The organism is Cryobacterium sp. N22, assembly GCF_002929555.1.
Lineage (GTDB): Bacteria > Actinomycetota > Actinomycetes > Actinomycetales > Microbacteriaceae > Cryobacterium.
This window is the reverse complement of sequence record NZ_PJJP01000039.1, coordinates 183,789-200,711: the sequence shown is the minus strand read 5'-3', so window position 1 is coordinate 200,711 and position 16,923 is coordinate 183,789. Positions and strand designations below refer to the sequence as shown.

Below are 16,923 nucleotides of genomic sequence, written 5' to 3'. Positions count from 1 at the left end.
TACACGACAGCATCCCTCGGTTTACCGTTTATCCGTTAGTACAGGGATAATTGGCGCCAGGGAGTGAGGTAACGAGATGACAGAGACCACCACGCCATCCGCCGCGTCACTGCGTCGTCTGGTGCCCCGTATTTTCTCCAGGGCGCAGCCCGTCGGCGCCGTCGACACACTGCTGAAGACGGTGCGCACGCACCACCCCAAGGTGGACCTGTCCATCATCGAGCGGGCCTACGCGGCCGCGGAGCGGGCCCACGAGGGCCAGAAACGTCGCAGCGGCGAGCCGTACATCACCCATCCCGTCGCGGTCGCCCAGATCCTGGCCGACCTCGGGATCGGTCCCAAGACCGTGGCCGCGGCTCTGCTGCACGACACCGTCGAGGACACCGACTACACCCTGGATGCGTTGCGGGCGGACTTCGGCGACGAGATCACGATGCTCGTGGACGGCGTCACCAAGCTCGACAAGGTGAAGTACGGCGACAGCACCCAGGCCGAGACCGTTCGCAAGATGATCGTCGCGATGTCCAAGGACATCCGGGTGCTCATCATCAAACTGGCCGACCGGCTGCACAACGCCCGCACCTGGGGCTTCGTGCCGGCCGAGTCCGCGACGCGTAAGGCCACCGAGACCCTCGAGATCTACGCCCCGTTGGCCCACCGCCTGGGAATCCAGACCATCAAGTGGGAGCTCGAGGACCTCTCCTTCGGGGTGCTCTACCCGAAGCTGTACGCCGAGATCGAAAGCCTCGTCAAGCAGCGCACCCCGCAGCGCGAAGAATTCGTGCAGTACGTCATCGATGCGATCAACGACGATCTCAAGGCCGCGCGAATCCGCGGCAAGGTGGCCGGACGGCCCAAGCAGTATTACTCGATCTACCAGAAGATGGTGGTGCGCGGCCGCGAGTTCGATGAGATCTACGACCTCGTCGGTATTCGGGTTCTGGTGAACTCGGTGCGGGACTGTTATGCGGTCCTCGGTGCCATCCACGCGCGCTGGACACCTCTGCCCGGCCGGTTCAAGGACTACATCGCCACCCCCAAATTCAATCTGTACCAGTCCCTGCACACCACGGTGCTCGGCCCGAGCGGACGCCCGGTCGAGATCCAGATCCGTACCCAGGAGATGCACGAGCGTGCCGAGTACGGCGTCGCGTCGCACTGGAAGTACAAGGAGCAGGTCAACGGAAAGAGCTCCGGCCCCGGCCCGCAGAGCGACACCGACATGGCCTGGCTGGCGCATATCTCCGACTGGCAGGCCGAAACGGCCGACCCCAACGAGTTCCTCGACTCCCTGCGCTACGAGATCGGCGCCAAGGAGGTCTACGTCTTCACGCCCAAGGGGCGCGTGATCGGCCTGCCCGCCGACGCCACCCCGGTGGACTTCGCCTACGCCGTGCACACCGAGGTAGGCCACCGCACCATGGGCGCCAAGGTCAACGGACGGCTCGTACCGCTGGAGAGCTCGCTCAGCACCGGCGATGTCGTGGAGGTCTTCACCTCCAAGAACCCGGACTCGGGTCCCAGCCAGGACTGGCTGAACTTCGTCAAGAGCCCCCGCGCGCGCAACAAGATTCGCCAGTGGTTCACCAAGGAACGCCGCGACGAGGCCATCGAACAGGGCCGCGACGCCATCGCCAGGGCCATGCGCAAGCAGAACCTGCCGCTGCAGAAGCTGATGAACCAGGACTCGTTCGCCGAGGTCGCCGCCGTGATGCGCTACGAAGACGTCTCGGCGCTCTACGCCGCCGTCGGCGAAGGCCACGTGTCGACGCAGTCGGTGCTGGAGAAGGTCGTCGCCACGCTGCAGAGCGTGGAAGAGAGCGACGCGACGGACCTGCCGTTCACCCCGAACGGCCGCACCCAGACGCTGCGCAACAACGACTCCGGGATCCTGGTGCGCGGCGCTCCCGACATCCTCGTCAAGCTGGCGCGCTGCTGCACCCCGGTGCCCGGCGACAAGATCGTGGGATTCATCACCCGCGGCTCCGGTGTGTCCGTGCACCAATCCGACTGCCACAACGTGCAGGAGCTGCTCAAGGAACCCGAGCGGATGATCGACGTCGACTGGGCGCCGACGTCGAAGAGCCTGTTCCTCGTTCAGATCCAGATCGAGGCCCTCGACCGTTCCGGCCTGCTCTCGGATGTCACCCGGGTGCTGTCGGAACACCACGTCAACATCCTCTCGGCGACGGTGCACACCTCCAGCGACCGGCTGGCCATCAGCCGGTTCGTGTTCGAGATGGGCGACACCACCCACCTCGACCGGGTGCTGAACGCCGTGCGCCGCATCGACGCCGTGTACGACGTCTACAGGGTCAGCGACGGCTGAAGCTCAGTGACGGCTGAGGTTCAGCCGGCGCGCGTCCTCTAGCTGGGCCGCCGCCATCCGGCTGAAGGGCATTCCCCGCTGAACTGCCAGCGCCTGCTCGTCGACGTGCGGACCGTTCGGTCCGTCGTAGGCCAGCAGTGCCGCCAGCAGCGCGGTCTCTGCCGGACACCCGGGTGAGCGGCCCCAGCGGGCGAGGTCGATCGCGGTGCGCAGGGGAGTGGTGACGAGTTGGCGCCCCAACACCCTTGCGTCGTCGCGGCCGAGTCGTACCTCGCGCAGCTGTGTCGTCGATTCGCTGGGTTTGCGGGTGCGCGCGGTCACATCGATGCAGAACTGATGGTGGTCGGGTTCGGCGGCGAGGCCATAGATCCAGGCGGCGCTCATCCGCTCGGCGGCGGCACGGCTCGGCGAGATCGAGGCAAGCGCAGCGGCCCGGGTCTCCGGGCCGTCGTGGGCGTCGACGGGACACCAGGCGCCGGCCACCGGAAAGAGCTCGCCGTCGAGGCGAGCACAGTTCAGTTCGGCCAACGGCAGGTCGGCCGGGGTGAGCGCGGCAGGGAGAAGGGGAGTCATGGTTCCAGCCTGCCCAGACGCAGGCAGACGCCGAAACGGGACCGGGAATCTGTGGACAGATTCCCGATCCCGTTTGGGTGTGCAGTTCTCGCTGCGCGGTAAGACTCGCTACTGGCCGATGGCCTTCAGCCAGGCCTTGCGGGTCTCGAGCGCCTCGGTGGCGTCCTTGATCTTGCGGGCGTCCTTGGTCTCCTGCGCGGCGGCCAGTTCGGTCTCGAGCTTGGCGATCGCGTCGTGCAGCTGACCGGCGAGGCCTTCGGCGCGGGCCTTGGTCTCGGGGTTGTTGCGCTTCCAGTGGTCGTCGTCGAGCTTGCGTACGGCCGCTTCGACCTTGCGCATGCGCTCTTCGACGGGCTTGACCTGGTCGCGGGGGACCTTGCCTGCGGCGTCCCAGCGGCGCTGCACCGAACTGAGCAGCTCGCGGGCCTTGACCCGGTCGGTCTCGGTGAGCAGGGTCTCGGCCTCGGTGAGCAGTTCGAGCTTGACGACCAGGTTGGCGGAGAATTCTTCGTTGTCCTGCGCGTCGATCTCGGACTTCACCGAGTAGAGCACATCGCCGGCGGCCTTGAACTTGGCCCACATGGCGTCGTCCTGCTTCTTGCCGGAGCGGCCGGCGGCCTTCCAGTCCTCGAGCAGGTTGCGGTAGGCGGGGATGCCGTCGGCACCCTGGGGTGCCAGCGCCTCGGCCTTTTCGATGAGCTGCTGCTTGCGGTTGCGCACATCCTTGTGGGCGCTGTCGAGCTCGGCAAAGAACGCCTTGCGGTTCTGCTCGATGGTGGTTCGGGCGGCACGGAATCGCTTCCAGAGCTCGTTCGCTTCACCCTTGGGGATGCGCGGGGCGTCGTGCTGGTGGGCCTGCCACTTGGCGAACAGCGCGTCGAGCGCTGCGCTGGTCTGCTTCCACTGCGTCTTGGCCGGGTCCTCGGCGGCGAGGCGTTCGGCCTCTTCGACGATGGCTGCCCGCTCGGCGAGGGCCGCGGCGCCGGCGGCCTTGGCCTCGACACCCTGCTGCTCGGTGAGCTCGGTGACCGTGCCGCCCAAAGCGCCGAGGCGCTCAGCGAGGGCGGCGAGGTTGCCGACGGCGTTTGCCGTAGCAACAGACTTCGACAGGTTCGCGACCGACTTGGCGATATCCGCGGCCGGCGCACCTCCCTTCGCGCGCTGTTCGAGCAGGGTGACCTGTCCGTTCAGCTCCACGTACTTCCGTTCGAAGTAGGCGAGTGCCTCTTCCGGTGTCGCGTCGGGATACTGGCCGACGGCACGTTCGCCGTCTGCTTCGCGCACGTAAACCGTGCCGGTTTCGTCTACGCGACCCCATGGTTGCTGATCTGTCGTAGTCAAGAGCCTCACCTTAATGATCTGGTTGATTCCCCGTGCAATGAGTACTGCAGCGGGCGAATCCCTGAACGAGCCAGTACTGGCACAAGCCAATACGCGCACAAGCTTATTGCAAGCCTGCCCGTCGTTCGGCGGAAACGACCGAACTGGTGCTTCCGAGCTGCTTTTCTCCCGCAGTCCTACTGCACGGTGAAGGAGTTGATGGTGGTCGGAACCACGGGAGCGCCGTCGGCTGAGCCGTCCGCGACTCCGGCCGCGGCGATCTGGCTGACGAGTTGGTCCAGTCCGCTGGTGACGGTGCCGATGACCGTGTACCCGGAACCGTCCGCTCCAGCGGGAATCATGGTGTCGCCGTAGACGATGAAGAACTGGCTGCCCATGCTGTACGGATCGCTGGACCGTGCCATCGCGATGGTGCCTGCCGGGTAGACGTTGTCGGCCGGAGCATTCTCGACCGGGCCGTAATAGTAGTTGGGTCCGCCGGTTCCGTCGCCGGTGGGGTCACCGCACTGCAACACCGAAAAGTCCTCGCCCGTGGTGAGGCGGTGGCAGGTGACGTCATCGTAGAAACCGGATCCGGCGAGGCTGATGGTCGAGGAGACCGCCTGCGGGGCCGCCGCGCCGTCGAGGGAGACGCCGAGGGCAATGTCGTTGAGGGTGAGCGTGCCGGTCCAGGTGCGTCCCTCGGCCAGATCGCTCGGGGGTACCTCACCCGCGTTCGCGCCGGGGGTCGGAGTCACCGAATCGGAGGGCTCGGCCGTGGGCGTCGCCTCGGCGCTGGGTTCCGGAGTGCCGGGGCCACCGCCGAAGTAGAACAGCTGGGCGCCAACGAGCACGACGAGGGCGACAACGAGCACGCTGCCGGCCACGATGTTGTCACGCACGCGCCGCTTGACCTGGTGCTCGTTCACGGCCTTGCGGGCCTGGTAGGCGCGAGCGCGGCCGCGGGCTTCGCGTTCCTGCTTGGTGTTCGGTGCCACGGGAATCCTCCAGGTGCCGCCTGCGGCGGGAAATCGGGCTTGTCGGGCAACACGGCCCGGGTCACTGTGAACTCTACGCATGCGGGGGCGGCGGAGAAAATTGGTGTCGGCGGCACAAACTACGCTGGAAGCATGTCTTCCGTCCAACCAGGCCTCCGCACCGGCGCGACGCCGCTCGCGGTGCGCATGCGCCCCAAGAGCCTGGCCGAGGTCGCCGGCCAGCGTCACCTGCTGACCCCGGGGTCGCCGCTGGTCAGCCTGGCCAACGATAAGACGGGGGAGCAGGGGTCCGTTTCCGTCATCCTGTGGGGCCCGCCGGGAACCGGCAAGACCACCCTGGCCCAGACCATCGCGCACAGCTCGGGACGCCGGTTCGTTGAGCTCTCCGCCGTCTCCGCCGGCGTGCGCGACGTGCGCCAGGTGATGGAGGAGGCCCGCACCAGCCGCGACCTCTACGGCCTGTCAACGGTGCTGTTCCTCGACGAGATCCACCGGTTTAGCAAGGCCCAGCAGGATGCCCTGCTGCCCGGGGTGGAAAACGGCATCATCATCCTCGTGGCCGCCACGACCGAGAATCCGTCGTTCTCGGTCATCTCGCCGCTGCTGTCCCGGTCTCTGCTGCTCACCCTGGAGATCCTCAGCGACGACGACCTGGGTACCGTCGTGGACCGCGCCGTCACCGACCTGCGCGGCCTGGCCGACAGGTTCGTGCTCGATCCGGAGGCCCGCGGGGCCATCATCCGGCTCGCCTCCGGCGACGCCCGCCGGGCGCTCACGGCGCTCGAGGCCGCATCGGTGTCCGCCGCGACCACGGAAACCGTGGACGGCGACAAGCCCGTCATCACGACCGAGATCGTGTCGCTCGCTGTAGACCGGGCGCTGCTGCGGTACGACCGCAACGGGGACGAGCACTACGACGTGATCAGCGCCTTCATCAAGTCGGTGCGCGGTTCCGACGTCGATGCGTCCCTGCACTACCTGGCCCGGATGATCGAGGCCGGCGAGGACCCCCGTTTCATCTGCCGTCGGATCATCGTGCTCGCCTCCGAAGACATCGGCATGGCCGACCCGCAGTCCCTGGTGATCGCGATAGCCGCCGCCGACGCCGTGCAGTACATCGGCATGCCGGAAGGGCGCATCCCCCTGGCCCAGGCCGTGGTGCACCTGGCCTGCGCGCCCAAGTCCAATGCCGCCTATATGGCGCTGGACGCCGCGATCGCCGACGTGCGCAACGGCAACACCGGCCGGGTGCCCAAGCACCTGCGTGACGCGCACTATCCCGGGGCCAAGCGCCTCGGCCACGGCAAGGGCTACAAGTACCCGCACGACGATGCGCTCGGCGTGCTCCAACAGGACTACCTGCCCACCGAGTTGCGCCGGAAGCAGTACTACTCACCGACCGAACACGGCAACGAACGCGACGTCTCCGCGCGCCTGGCCAAGCTGCGCAAGATCATCCGCGGGCAGTAGGCCCATGCGCCCCGTGTGCTAGCCTTGACCTCGCCTACAACTGGTTTCGTCATGCGGCTGCGTACGACACCGAAGTTGGAGTGGATTCGCCCTGTAGCCGGGCGGCCCGTGGCAACCACCCCTCTGATCTCCCATGACGCTTGTGCTGTTCCCGATTCCCATCGGTGAACGCCTGCGCCCTGGTATCCATTTTTCAGATCCATCCGAAAGGACACTGTGTCTACCAAGTCACGTACCCGTAGCAAGACCCGCCTCTCGCGGGCACTGGGCATCGCCCTGACCCCGAAGGCCGCCAAGTACCTCGAGAAGCGTCCCTACGCTCCGGGCGAGCACGGCCGCACCAAGCGCAAGACCGATTCGGACTACGCCGTGCGTCTGCGCGAAAAGCAGCGCTTACGTGCCCAGTACGGCATCCGCGAAGCCCAGCTCAAGATCGCCTTCGAAGAAGCGCGTCGCCGCCAGGGCCTGACCGGTGAAAACCTCGTCGAGATCCTCGAGACCCGTCTCGACGCCCTTCTCGTGCGTTCGGCCATCGCCCGCACCACCGCCCAGGCCCGTCAGATGGTTGTGCACCGCCACATCCTCGTCGACGGCCAGCTGGTCGACCGTCCCTCCTTCCGCGTGAAGCCGGGTCAGCTCATCCACGTCAAGGCCAAGAGCGAGGGCACCGAGCCCTTCCAGGTTGCCGCGGCCGGCGGTCACGTCGACCTGCTGCCCAAGCTCCCGCCGTACCTCGAGGTCGAACTCGACAAGCTGCAGGCCCGCCTCGTTCGCGCCCCGAAGCGCATCGAGATCCCCGTGACCTGTGAAGTTCAGCTCGTCGTCGAGTACTACGCAGCACGCTAGTCGCCTCCGGCGCGGCCTGCCGCACCGGAACTGAACTACGCTTGAGGGCGGATCACCTAGGTGATCCGCCCTTTTGCGTTCTATCGTGTTCTGCCCCCGTGCAGTGAGATTCGAAATGGATGGTGCCGAAATGACTGGTGGAGATATCGCCGGCCTGATTGCCGCAGGCGTGTTCGCCGTTCTGGTGGTGTTCCTCGCCATCCCGTTGATCAAGCTGGGCCGGGTGTTCGACGAGACCACCCTCGCCATCCGTGACCTCAGCCACAACGTCACCCCGTTACTCGAGGAGACGACGAGCACCGTCGCCCAGACCAACCACCAGCTGGCCACAATCGACACGATCACCACGAATGTGGCCGAGGTCACCGGAAACGTGTCCGCCATGGTCGCACTGTTCGCGGCAACCGTCGGCGGCCCGCTGATCAAGCTCGCGGGATTCTCCGCCGGTGTGCGGGCGGCCTTCCTGGCGTCCAAGCCCCGTCGCGGCGCGAAGTAAGTCCACTACGCTGGAAAGCAGACTGTCAGGACCCCGGCCCGCTGGACCAGCGGGCGCCTCGGCCCCCAGTCACCCATTCCTCAAACTCAGGGAGCACATGCCATGAAGAATTTCATCTGGTTAGTCGTCGGCGTCGGAATCGGATTCGTTGCCGCCCACGAGGTGAACAAGACCCAGCAGGGCAAGCGGTTCTTCACCGACCTCGACGCCAAGACCCGCGAATTCGGCGAGGCCATCTCCGAGGGCTACCGCAAGCGCGAAGCCGAACTGCACGCCGCGCTCGGCGAGGCAGAAGAGACCATCGAAGAGCTGTCCAAGCCCTAAATCACTTCCTTCCCACCGCAATTCCCCCGGTCGGATTTTTCGATCCTGTAACAGTACGGACCCCATGCAGACTGCCGACATTCGCGGGCGCTGGCTCGACTTCTTCGCCGACCGTGGACACACCGTTGTCCCGTCGGCGTCGCTCGTGAGCGATGACCCCTCCCTCCTCTTCACCGTGGCCGGCATGGTGCCGTTCGTGCCCTACCTCACCGGTCTGGTGCCCGCCCCATATCCCCGGGCCACCAGTGTGCAGAAGTGCATCCGCACCAACGACATCGAAGAGGTCGGCAAGACGCCACGGCACGGCACCTTCTTCCAGATGAGCGGCAACTTCTCCTTCGGCGACTACTTCAAGGAACAGGCGATCAGCTACGCCTGGGAGCTGCTCACCAGTAGCGAGGCCGACGGCGGCTACGGTTTCGCCGAGAAGGACCTCTGGGTCACGGTTTACGAGAACGACGACGAGGCCTTCGGCTACTGGCGGGCGCTCGGCCTGCCCGAGCACCGCATCCAGCGCCTCGGCATGGACACCAACTACTGGTCCACCGGCCAGCCCGGCCCGGCCGGCCCGTGCAGCGAGATCTTCTTCGACCGCGGCCCCGCCTTCGGCATCGACGGCGGCCCGGCCACCGACGACGACCGCTACGTGGAGATCTGGAACCTCGTCTTCATGCAGTACCTCCGCGGCGAGGGCACCGGCAAGAACGACTTCCAGATCCTCGGCGACCTGCCCAAGAAGAACATCGACACCGGCATGGGCCTGGAGCGCGTCGCGTTCCTCAAGCAGGGCGTGCAGAACATGTACGAGATCGACCAGGTGCGCCCGGTCCTCGACCGTGCCGCGGCCCTCTCCGGCCGCCGCTACGGCGCCGACCACGACGACGATGTGCGGATGCGCATCGTCGCCGACCACGTGCGCTCCTCCCTGATGCTGATGAGCGACGGGGTGATGCCGTCCAACGAGGGCCGCGGCTACATCCTGCGCCGTCTGATGCGCCGGAGCGTGCGCGCGATGCGGCTGCTCGGCGTGGATGCCGCCTCGTTCACCGAGCTGTTCCCGGCTTCCCGCGACGCCATGAGCGCCGCGTACCCCGAGGTCGCCACCGACTTCGACCGCATCAGCCAGGCCGCGTACGCCGAGGAAGAGACGTTCCTGCGCACCCTCGCCAGCGGCTCGAGCGTGCTCGACCTGGCCGTGGCCAAGACCAAGGGCGCCCAGAAGGCCGAGTTGCCGGGCGACACCGCGTTCCTGCTGCACGACACGTACGGCTTCCCCATCGAGATCACCCTCGAAATGGCCGAGGAGGCCGGTCTCAGCGTCAACCGTGAGGCCTTCGACACCCTGATGGCCAAGCAGCGCGCGATGGCCAAGGCCGACGCCAAGGCCAAGAAGACCCACCTGGCCGACCTCTCCGTGTACAGCGCCTTCCGCGCGCACGGCGAGACCGTGTTCACCGGCTACGACATGCTGCAGACCGAGTCCAGCATCCTGGGCCTGATCGTCGACGGCGCCTCGGTGAACCGTGCGGTGGCCGGCGACATCGCCGAGGTCATCCTCGCCGAGACCGCCCTGTACGCCGAGTCCGGCGGCCAGGAGGCCGACGCCGGCCTCATCGTGGGCCCCGGTTACGAACTCGAGGTTCTCGACGTGCAGAAGCCCGTCAAGGGTCTGATCAGCCACAAGGTGCAGGTCACCAGCGGCGAGGTGGGCGTGGGCGACCCCGCCACCAGCGTCGTCGATCCCGACTGGCGCCGCGGCGCCCGCCAGGCGCACTCCGGCACCCACATCCTGCACGCGGCCCTGCGCCAGGTGCTCGGCCCGAACGCGCACCAGTCCGGCTCCTACAACAAGGCCGGCTTCTTCCGCCTGGACTTCTCCTGGAACCAGGCGCTGTCGCCGGCGACGCGCAGCGAGATCGAGGAGATCTCCAACAACGCCATCCGCGACAACCTCGAGGTGAGCACCCGCGAACTGCCGCTGGCCGAGGCCAAGGCGCTCGGCGCGATGGCGCTGTTCGGCGAGAAGTACGGCGAGACCGTGCGCGTGGTCGACATCGGCGGCCCGTGGTCGCGCGAACTCTGCGCGGGCACCCACGTGGCCTCCAGCGCCGAGATCGGCATGATCAACCTCGTCAGCGAGGCTTCGGTGGGCTCGACCAACCGCCGCGTCGAATCCCTCGTCGGGCTCGAGGCGTTCCGCGACCTCGCCGCCGAGCGGGCCATCGTGTCCCAGCTCACCAGCAACCTCAAGACGCCGCGCGAGCAGCTTCCCGCCAAGATCATGGACCTCATGCAGAGCCTGAAGGCGGCCGAGAAGAAGATCGCGTCGTTCGAGGCTCGCGCTTTGAGCGACCGGGTTCCCGCCCTTGTCGCCCAGGCCGGCCGGATCGGCGACCTCACTGTGGTGGCCGAGGACCTCGGCACCCTGAACTCCGCCGACGACGTGCGGATGCTGGTGACCGGCACCCGGGAACGGCTGGGCAACGACCCCTCCGTCGTCGCCCTCGCGGCGACCGTGGGCGACAAGCCCGTCGTGATCGTGGCGACCAACGCCGCGGCTCGGGACGCCGGGCAGAAGGCCGGCGCGCTGGCCAAGCAGCTCGCGGGCATCCTCGGCGGTGGCGGCGGCGGCAAGGACGACCTGGCCCAGGGCGGCGGCACGAAGGTGGACCTGATCCCCGAGGCGCTCAGCACCCTGCGTACGCTCGTAGCCCGCTAGCCCATGCGACCCGGTGTGCGTGTGGGAATCGATGTCGGCACCGTGCGGATCGGCGTTGCCCGCAGCGATTTCCACGGCATGCTCGCCACCCCGGTGGAGACCGTGCCCAGGGACAAGGGCGCGGCTGACCTCACCAGGATCGCCGCGATCGTCACCGAACTGGATGCCGTCGAGGTGGTCGTGGGGCTGCCCCTGGCGCTGTCGGGGCGGCACACCGCCTCGACGGAGGACGCCGTGACGTTCGCCGAGACCCTCGCCGCGACTGTTGCGGTGCCGGTGCGCCTCGTCGACGAGCGGTTGTCGACGGTATCGGCTCAGGCCGCCCTGCGCAGCGTCGGTCGCAGCACCCGCACGCAGCGTCCAGTGGTCGATCAGGTGGCCGCGACTATTATTTTGCAGCATGCTCTCGATACCGAACGTGCCTCGGGCAAACCGGCCGGCACGTCCGTCGATCTGACCGGAAGGCCGTAACCGTGGCGAAAAGTCCGCCGGAAATTCCCGACCCGAACCTTTCGGGCGGCACTGGCGACACGCCGCTGCCCTCGCGCCGGGCCCTGCGGGAAGCCCAGGCGGCCAGGGACGCCCAGGCGGCGCAGCAGACTGCGGGCCCGGCAGCGCCTGAACCGGCGCAGCCCGACGCGGACGAGCAGCCAGCCGCCGGGCAGCCCGCCGCCGAGCAGCCCGCGACCGCCGGCTACCACAATCCCTTCGCGGGGCTCGGCTTCGGCACCGAACCCGAGCCGGCATCCGGCGGTCAGCTCACGGGTGCCGCCGACGTCCCGGCGCAGGCCGGACGGCCCACCTCCCGCGCGAATCGACGTGCCCGGCTCGCCGACCACCCGACCCTGGTGGAGAAGAAGTCCCGCAAGGGCGGCTGGGGCTGCCTGGTCGTCATCCTCATCGTCCTCGGGCTGATGGGCGCCGCAGCCCTGGCCCTGCAGGGGCCGATCAGCCAGCTTGTCGCCGCCACGCAGGGACCGGAGGACTACGAGGGTTCCGGCAGCGGCGAGGTGCTCGTGATGATCCACGACGGCGACACCGGTTCCGATATCGCCAACACCCTGGTGGACCAGGACGTGGTGAAGAGCTTTGAAGCGTTCTACGACCTGCTCCTGGCCCAGGCGACCGACCCGGTCTTCCAGCCCGGCGCCTACCAGCTGGCCTCGCAGATGAGCGCCCAGGCCGCGCTCGAGGCCCTGCAGGATCCTGACACCCGCCAGGATCTCACCGTGGTGATCCCCGAGGGCACCGCTGCCGTGGACGTGTTGACCTCGATCTCGGAGGGTACCGATATCCCCCTCGAGGACCTGCAGGCCGCGGCCGCCGACCTGTCCGGCTTCGGGCTTCCCGCCGAGGCCACCAGCCTCGAGGGTTTCCTGTTCCCGGCCACCTACACGTTCCAGCCCGCGACGAGCGCCCACGACGCCATCAAGACCCTCGTCGACCGCCAGTTCGAGGCCCTCGACGCTGCCGGGGTCGCGCCCGCCGATCGGTGGACGACCATCGTGATGGCGTCGCTGATCCAGCGTGAGGCCGGACTGCGGGACGACTACCCCAAGGTGGCCCGGGTGTTCTACAACCGGCTCGACCCTGCACAGTGGGAGTCCGGACTGCTGCAGTCCGATGCCACCGTCGCCTACGGCACCGGCAACACTCACCTGGTCACGACGACCGACGCTGAGCGGGAGGATGTCAACAACGCCTACAACACCTACGTGCACCCTGGTCTGCCCGTCGGTCCGATCAGTAACCCGGGCGACATCGCCATCGACGCCGCCCTGCACCCCGCGGAGGGATCCTGGCTATTCTTCGTGACGTGGAACCTGGATACCGGAGATACCATCTTCTCAACGACGGCCGACGAGCACGACGCCGGTGTCGCCAAGTGGCTGGACTGGATGGATGAACACCCCGAATATGGCTGATCCGACAGAATCTGCAGTCAGCGCGGCGCCGCGGCGCCGGGTGGCGGTGCTCGGTTCGCCGATCGCGCACTCGCTGTCGCCGGCCCTGCACACGGCCGCGTACCGGGTACTCGGTCTGAACTGGGAGTACACGGCGGTGCAGATCGGCGAGGGTGAACTGGACGGCTTCCTGGACGGCCTCACCCCCGAGTGGCTGGGGCTGTCGTTGACCATGCCGCTCAAGCACGAGGTCCAGCCGCGCCTGGACATCCTGGACCGTGTCGCGACCCTGACCGGTGCCGTGAACACTGTGCGGTTCGGCGATTCCCCGGTGGGGGAGAGCGATGACAGCACGGCGGCGACCGCGCCGCGGCCGTTCTCCGGCTACAACACCGACGTGCCCGGGCTCGTGCGTGCCCTGGCTGAGGCCGGCATCGACCGGGCCACCCACGTCACCCTGCTCGGTGCCGGCGCGACGGCCGCATCCGCCCTCGTCACCGCGGCCGAACTCGGCGCCGAGACCGTGCAGATCATCGCCCGCACGCCGGGCCGGGCCGACCCGCTCCTGGACCTGGGTCGCAGACTCGGACTCGTCGTCACGGTATCCGGCTTGCCGGACATGGCCGCAGCCGACCGCGTCAGTGACCTCGTGATCAGCACCATGCCCGGCGACGCCGCCCTGCAGTACGAGTTCCCGGCCGCGCTGCGAGCGGATACCCTGCTCTTCGACGTGGGCTACGCCCCCTGGCCCACCGCGCTGGCCCGTTCCTGGGCGGCCGCCGGCGGCCGTGCCCTGTCCGGCCGCACGATGCTGCTGCACCAGGCCGTGGTGCAGATCCGAATCTTCCTGGCCAACGACCCCTTCCTGCCGCTTCCCGACGAAGAGGAGGTGCTGGAGGCCATGCGCGCCGCGCTCGACGCCCCCGCCGGCGGGACGGCACCCGGCCGCGCTGTGGAAGGATAGGAACCATGCTTCGTTGGCTCACCGCCGGAGAGTCCCACGGCCCCGAACTCCTCGCCATTGTCGAGGGTTTGCCCGCTGGGATCCCGGTCACACTAGATGCGATCCGCCTCGACCTTGCGCGCCGCAAACTCGGCTACGGCCGAGGTGCGCGCATGAAGTTCGAACAGGACGAACTGAACATCTCCGGCGGCGTCCGCCACGGCCTCACCCTCGGCGGCCCCGTGGCGCTGCGGATCGGGAACACCGAATGGCCCAAGTGGGCCGACGTGATGAGCCCTGAACCCGTGGACCCCGCCCTGCTCGCCCGCGGCCGGGGCGCACCCCTGGTGCGCCCCCGACCCGGCCACGCCGACCTGGTCGGCATGCAGAAGTACGACTTCGACGAGGCCCGCCCGGTGCTCGAGCGCGCCAGCGCCCGGGAGACCGCCGCCCGCGTTGCCCTCGGCGCCGTCGCCCGTGCCTTCCTCGCCGGCCTCGGCATCGAACTGGTCAGCCACACCCTCTCGATCGGCCCGGTCCGCGTGCCGGAGGGATCGCCGCTGCCGCGCCCCGGGGACGTCGACGCCCTCGACGCCGACCCCCTGCGCTGCTTCGACGTCGCCACCAGCGCGCTCATGGTCGCCGAGGTGGATGCCGCGCACAAGGACGGCGACACCCTCGGCGGCATCGTCGAGGTCCTCGCCTACAACCTCCCGCCCGGTCTGGGTTCGTTCGTGCACTGGGACCGCCGGCTCGACTCCCAGCTGGCTGCCGCGTTGATGGGCATCCAGGCGATCAAGGGCGTCGAGGTCGGCGACGGCTTCCTCACCACCACCCGGCGCGGCTCGGACGCACACGACGAACTCGTTCAGGTCGATGACCAGATCGTGCGCGTCAGCGACAAGGCCGGCGGCACGGAGGGCGGTATGAGCACCGGAACCGTGCTGCGCGTGCGGGCCGGAATGAAGCCCATCGCCACGATCCCGCGGGCGCTCCGCACCGTGGACATCACCACGAGCGAAGCCGCACCCGCCCACCACCAGCGCTCCGATGTCTGTGCGGTGCCGGCCGCCGGCGTCGTCGCCGAGGCCATGGTGGCCCTGGTGCTGGCCAATTCGGTGTTGGAGAAGTTCGGCGGCGACTCGCTGGGCGAAACCAAGCGCAACCTGGACTCCTACCTCGCCAACATCCCGGCCAACCTGCGCACCGGGGCGTCCAGCGACGCCACGCTCTAGCGTGCTGTTCCTGAGCCCGGACGCCTCCCGTCCCGCCGACGGCTGGCCGGCCGCACCCGGACCGGCCCGCGACCTCCACGACCAGGTGTCACCGGAGGGCGCGGAGCCGCACCGGGACGCGGATTCCCCGGTGTACCCGCTGGTGTTCATCGGGCCGATGGCGTCGGGCAAGTCCAAGATCGGACGCCGGGTCGCGCGCACCCTGCGGGTGCCGTTCCTGGACACCGACAAACTCATCGTCACCGAACACGGCCCGATCACCGAGATCTTCGCCACACACGGCGAGGACCATTTCCGGGCCCTGGAACGTGTGGCCGTCGCCGACGCGCTGCGGGCGAAGCGGGCGGTGGTCTCGCTCGGTGGGGGAGCGGTGCTCGACCCGGCCACCCGGGCGGACCTGCGACACACCACCGTCATCTCCTTGAGCACCACCGCTGAGGCCGTGCGCAACCGCACCAGGAACGCCAAGCGTCCGCTCCTGGCCGACGGACCGGACGCCTGGCAGCGCATCTACGACGAGCGCCGGCCGCTGTACGAGGCGCTGGCCAGCATCCACTTCGATACGTCGACCAGGCCGGTCGACGCCATCGCCGCCGACATCGTGAAATGGGTAAGAGAACAATCGTGACCGACATGCAGCCCGAACAGACCGGCACCACCACCATCACCGTCAGTGGTGTCGACAGCTACCCGGTCCTCATCGGGCGGGGCATCGTCGCCGATGTCGCCGAGCAGCTCGGTGACACCGTGAAGAAGGTGCTCATTGTGCACACCTCGCACCTCGGCGCCCGCGCCGTGGCCTTGCGGGAGAGCCTGCTGGATCGCTACGAGGTTCTCATCGCCGAGGTTCCCGACGCCGAGCCCGCCAAGCGGGTGGAGGTTGCCGCGTTCTGCTGGCAGGTGATGGGACAGGCCGACTTCACCCGCACCGACGCCGTGATCGGCTTCGGCGGCGGCGCCGTGACCGACCTCGCCGGCTTCGTGGCCGCCACCTGGCTGCGCGGGGTCAAGCTCGTGCAGATCCCCACCAGCGTGCTCGGCATGGTCGACGCCGCCGTCGGCGGCAAGAACGGCATCAACACCGCTGAGGGCAAGAACCTCGTCGGCACCTTCTACGCGCCGGCCGCCGTGATCTGCGACCTCGAGATCCTCGCCGACCTGCCCCGCAACGAAATCCTCGCCGGCTTCGCCGAGATCGTGAAGGCCGGTTTCATCCAGATCCCGGAGATCCTCGACATCGTCGAGGCGGACGTCGCCGCGGTCACCGACCCGACAACGCCCGAGTTCCGCCGGGTGCTCGAACTCTCCATCGCCATGAAGGCCCGCGTCGTCGGTGCGGACTTCAAGGAGGCGGGCCTGCGCGAGATCCTCAACTACGGGCACACCCTCGGCCACGCCGTCGAGCACGCCGAACGCTATGGCTGGCGGCACGGCGCCGCCGTCGCCGTGGGCATGATGTTCGCCGCCGAGCTCGCCAGGCTCAGTGGCCGGCTCTCCGACGAGGCCGTGGACCGGCACCGCCGCATCCTGGAGTCGCTCACTCTGCCGACGACCTACCCGGTGGGCCGCTGGCCTACCCTGCTGGCGACGATGCAGCGCGACAAGAAGACCCGCAGCGGAATGTTGCGCTTCATCGTTCTCGACGACATCGGCAAGCCCACGGTGCTCGAGGGTCCGGATGCGTCGCTGCTGTTCGCGGCGTACCAGGAAATCGGCTCCTAGCGCGTCTCCTTGTCGTCCGAGGGCCTTCCTGTTTCCGGCAAGCA

Annotated in this window: 15 protein-coding genes; 12 read left to right on the top strand and 3 right to left on the bottom strand. The window is 68.2% G+C overall.

What is annotated here, in order from left to right:
• The first annotated feature begins 76 nt into the window (after positions 1–76).
• Positions 77–2,329 carry a bifunctional (p)ppGpp synthetase/guanosine-3',5'-bis(diphosphate) 3'-pyrophosphohydrolase gene (locus CXY76_RS16330; RefSeq protein WP_104166394.1) on the top strand — a complete coding sequence of 751 codons (2,253 nt, stop codon included), beginning with the start codon at positions 77–79 and terminating at the stop codon, positions 2,327–2,329.
• 3 nt (positions 2,330–2,332) lie between these two features.
• Here CXY76_RS16330 and CXY76_RS16325 read toward each other — a convergent pair whose 3' ends face one another.
• The 3 genes from CXY76_RS16325 to CXY76_RS16315 all read right to left on the bottom strand — a co-directional run bounded on the left by CXY76_RS16325 (position 2,333) and on the right by CXY76_RS16315 (position 5,220).
• Positions 2,333–2,902, bottom strand: a complete 570-nt coding sequence (locus CXY76_RS16325) for a hypothetical protein (protein WP_104166392.1) — start codon at positions 2,900–2,902, stop codon at positions 2,333–2,335.
• A 108-nt stretch (positions 2,903–3,010) separates the two neighbouring features.
• Positions 3,011–4,243 (bottom strand): DUF349 domain-containing protein, encoded by a 1,233-nt coding sequence (locus CXY76_RS16320; RefSeq protein ID WP_104166390.1) that lies wholly within the window; start codon positions 4,241–4,243, stop codon positions 3,011–3,013.
• A 176-nt stretch (positions 4,244–4,419) separates the two neighbouring features.
• On the bottom strand, positions 4,420–5,220 hold the full coding sequence (locus tag CXY76_RS16315; protein ID WP_104166388.1) for a peptidylprolyl isomerase: 801 nt from the start codon (positions 5,218–5,220) through the stop codon (positions 4,420–4,422).
• Positions 5,221–5,352: 132 nt separating this feature from the next.
• Here CXY76_RS16315 and CXY76_RS16310 point away from each other — a divergent pair, with 132 nt between their 5' ends.
• The 11 genes from CXY76_RS16310 to aroB all read left to right on the top strand — a co-directional run bounded on the left by CXY76_RS16310 (position 5,353) and on the right by aroB (position 16,879).
• Entirely contained in the window at positions 5,353–6,690 is a 1,338-nt protein-coding gene (locus CXY76_RS16310) for a replication-associated recombination protein A (RefSeq protein WP_104166386.1), read from the top strand.
• A gap of 216 nt (positions 6,691–6,906) precedes the next feature.
• A complete protein-coding gene (rpsD, locus tag CXY76_RS16305) occupies positions 6,907–7,536 on the top strand; it encodes a 30S ribosomal protein S4 (protein WP_088456307.1) in 630 nt (209 codons plus the stop codon).
• 130 nt (positions 7,537–7,666) lie between these two features.
• Positions 7,667–8,032 (top strand): DUF948 domain-containing protein, encoded by a 366-nt coding sequence (locus tag CXY76_RS16300; RefSeq protein ID WP_104166384.1) that lies wholly within the window; start codon positions 7,667–7,669, stop codon positions 8,030–8,032.
• A 102-nt stretch (positions 8,033–8,134) separates the two neighbouring features.
• Positions 8,135–8,356: a hypothetical protein gene (locus CXY76_RS16295; protein ID WP_088456305.1), complete on the top strand. Its 222-nt coding sequence runs from the start codon at positions 8,135–8,137 to the stop codon at positions 8,354–8,356.
• Positions 8,357–8,420: 64 nt separating this feature from the next.
• Positions 8,421–11,075 (top strand): alanine--tRNA ligase, encoded by a 2,655-nt coding sequence (alaS, locus tag CXY76_RS16290; RefSeq protein WP_104166382.1) that lies wholly within the window; start codon positions 8,421–8,423, stop codon positions 11,073–11,075.
• 3 nt (positions 11,076–11,078) lie between these two features.
• A complete protein-coding gene (ruvX, locus tag CXY76_RS16285; RefSeq protein WP_199190339.1) occupies positions 11,079–11,546 on the top strand; it encodes a Holliday junction resolvase RuvX in 468 nt (155 codons plus the stop codon).
• Positions 11,547–11,548: 2 nt separating this feature from the next.
• Positions 11,549–13,000, top strand: coding sequence for an endolytic transglycosylase MltG (mltG, locus tag CXY76_RS16280; RefSeq protein WP_233199957.1), 1,452 nt, complete (start codon positions 11,549–11,551; stop codon positions 12,998–13,000).
• Complete coding sequence (locus CXY76_RS16275) at positions 12,993–13,943, top strand: shikimate dehydrogenase (protein WP_104166380.1); 951 nt, start codon at positions 12,993–12,995, stop codon at positions 13,941–13,943. Before mltG ends, CXY76_RS16275 begins: the two co-directional genes overlap by 8 nt.
• A 5-nt stretch (positions 13,944–13,948) precedes the next feature.
• Entirely contained in the window at positions 13,949–15,157 is a 1,209-nt protein-coding gene (gene aroC, locus CXY76_RS16270) for a chorismate synthase (RefSeq protein WP_104166378.1), read from the top strand.
• A gap of 1 nt (position 15,158) precedes the next feature.
• Complete coding sequence (locus CXY76_RS16265) at positions 15,159–15,785, top strand: shikimate kinase (protein ID WP_369826166.1); 627 nt, start codon at positions 15,159–15,161, stop codon at positions 15,783–15,785.
• Between the two features lie 5 nt (positions 15,786–15,790).
• The gene (gene aroB, locus CXY76_RS16260) at positions 15,791–16,879 is read left to right on the top strand and encodes a 3-dehydroquinate synthase (RefSeq protein ID WP_104167327.1); all 1,089 of its coding nucleotides are present in this window, start codon (positions 15,791–15,793) and stop codon (positions 16,877–16,879) included.
• The last annotated feature ends 44 nt before the right edge of the window (positions 16,880–16,923 follow it).

Excerpts from the sequence above, each read along its gene's own strand:
- CXY76_RS16330 (WP_104166394.1), top strand. The coding sequence starts at position 77 with ATGACAGAGACCACCACGCCATCCGCCGCGTCACTGCGTCGTCTGGTG.
- CXY76_RS16325 (WP_104166392.1), bottom strand. The coding sequence starts at position 2,902 with ATGACTCCCCTTCTCCCTGCCGCGCTCACCCCGGCCGACCTGCCGTTG.
- CXY76_RS16310 (WP_104166386.1), top strand. The coding sequence starts at position 5,353 with ATGTCTTCCGTCCAACCAGGCCTCCGCACCGGCGCGACGCCGCTCGCG.
- CXY76_RS16300 (WP_104166384.1), top strand. The coding sequence starts at position 7,667 with ATGACTGGTGGAGATATCGCCGGCCTGATTGCCGCAGGCGTGTTCGCC.
- CXY76_RS16295 (WP_088456305.1), top strand. The coding sequence starts at position 8,135 with ATGAAGAATTTCATCTGGTTAGTCGTCGGCGTCGGAATCGGATTCGTT.
- alaS (WP_104166382.1), top strand. The coding sequence starts at position 8,421 with ATGCAGACTGCCGACATTCGCGGGCGCTGGCTCGACTTCTTCGCCGAC.
- ruvX (WP_199190339.1), top strand. The coding sequence starts at position 11,079 with ATGCGACCCGGTGTGCGTGTGGGAATCGATGTCGGCACCGTGCGGATC.
- CXY76_RS16275 (WP_104166380.1), top strand. The coding sequence starts at position 12,993 with ATGGCTGATCCGACAGAATCTGCAGTCAGCGCGGCGCCGCGGCGCCGG.
- aroC (WP_104166378.1), top strand. The coding sequence starts at position 13,949 with ATGCTTCGTTGGCTCACCGCCGGAGAGTCCCACGGCCCCGAACTCCTC.
- aroB (WP_104167327.1), top strand. The coding sequence starts at position 15,791 with ATGCAGCCCGAACAGACCGGCACCACCACCATCACCGTCAGTGGTGTC.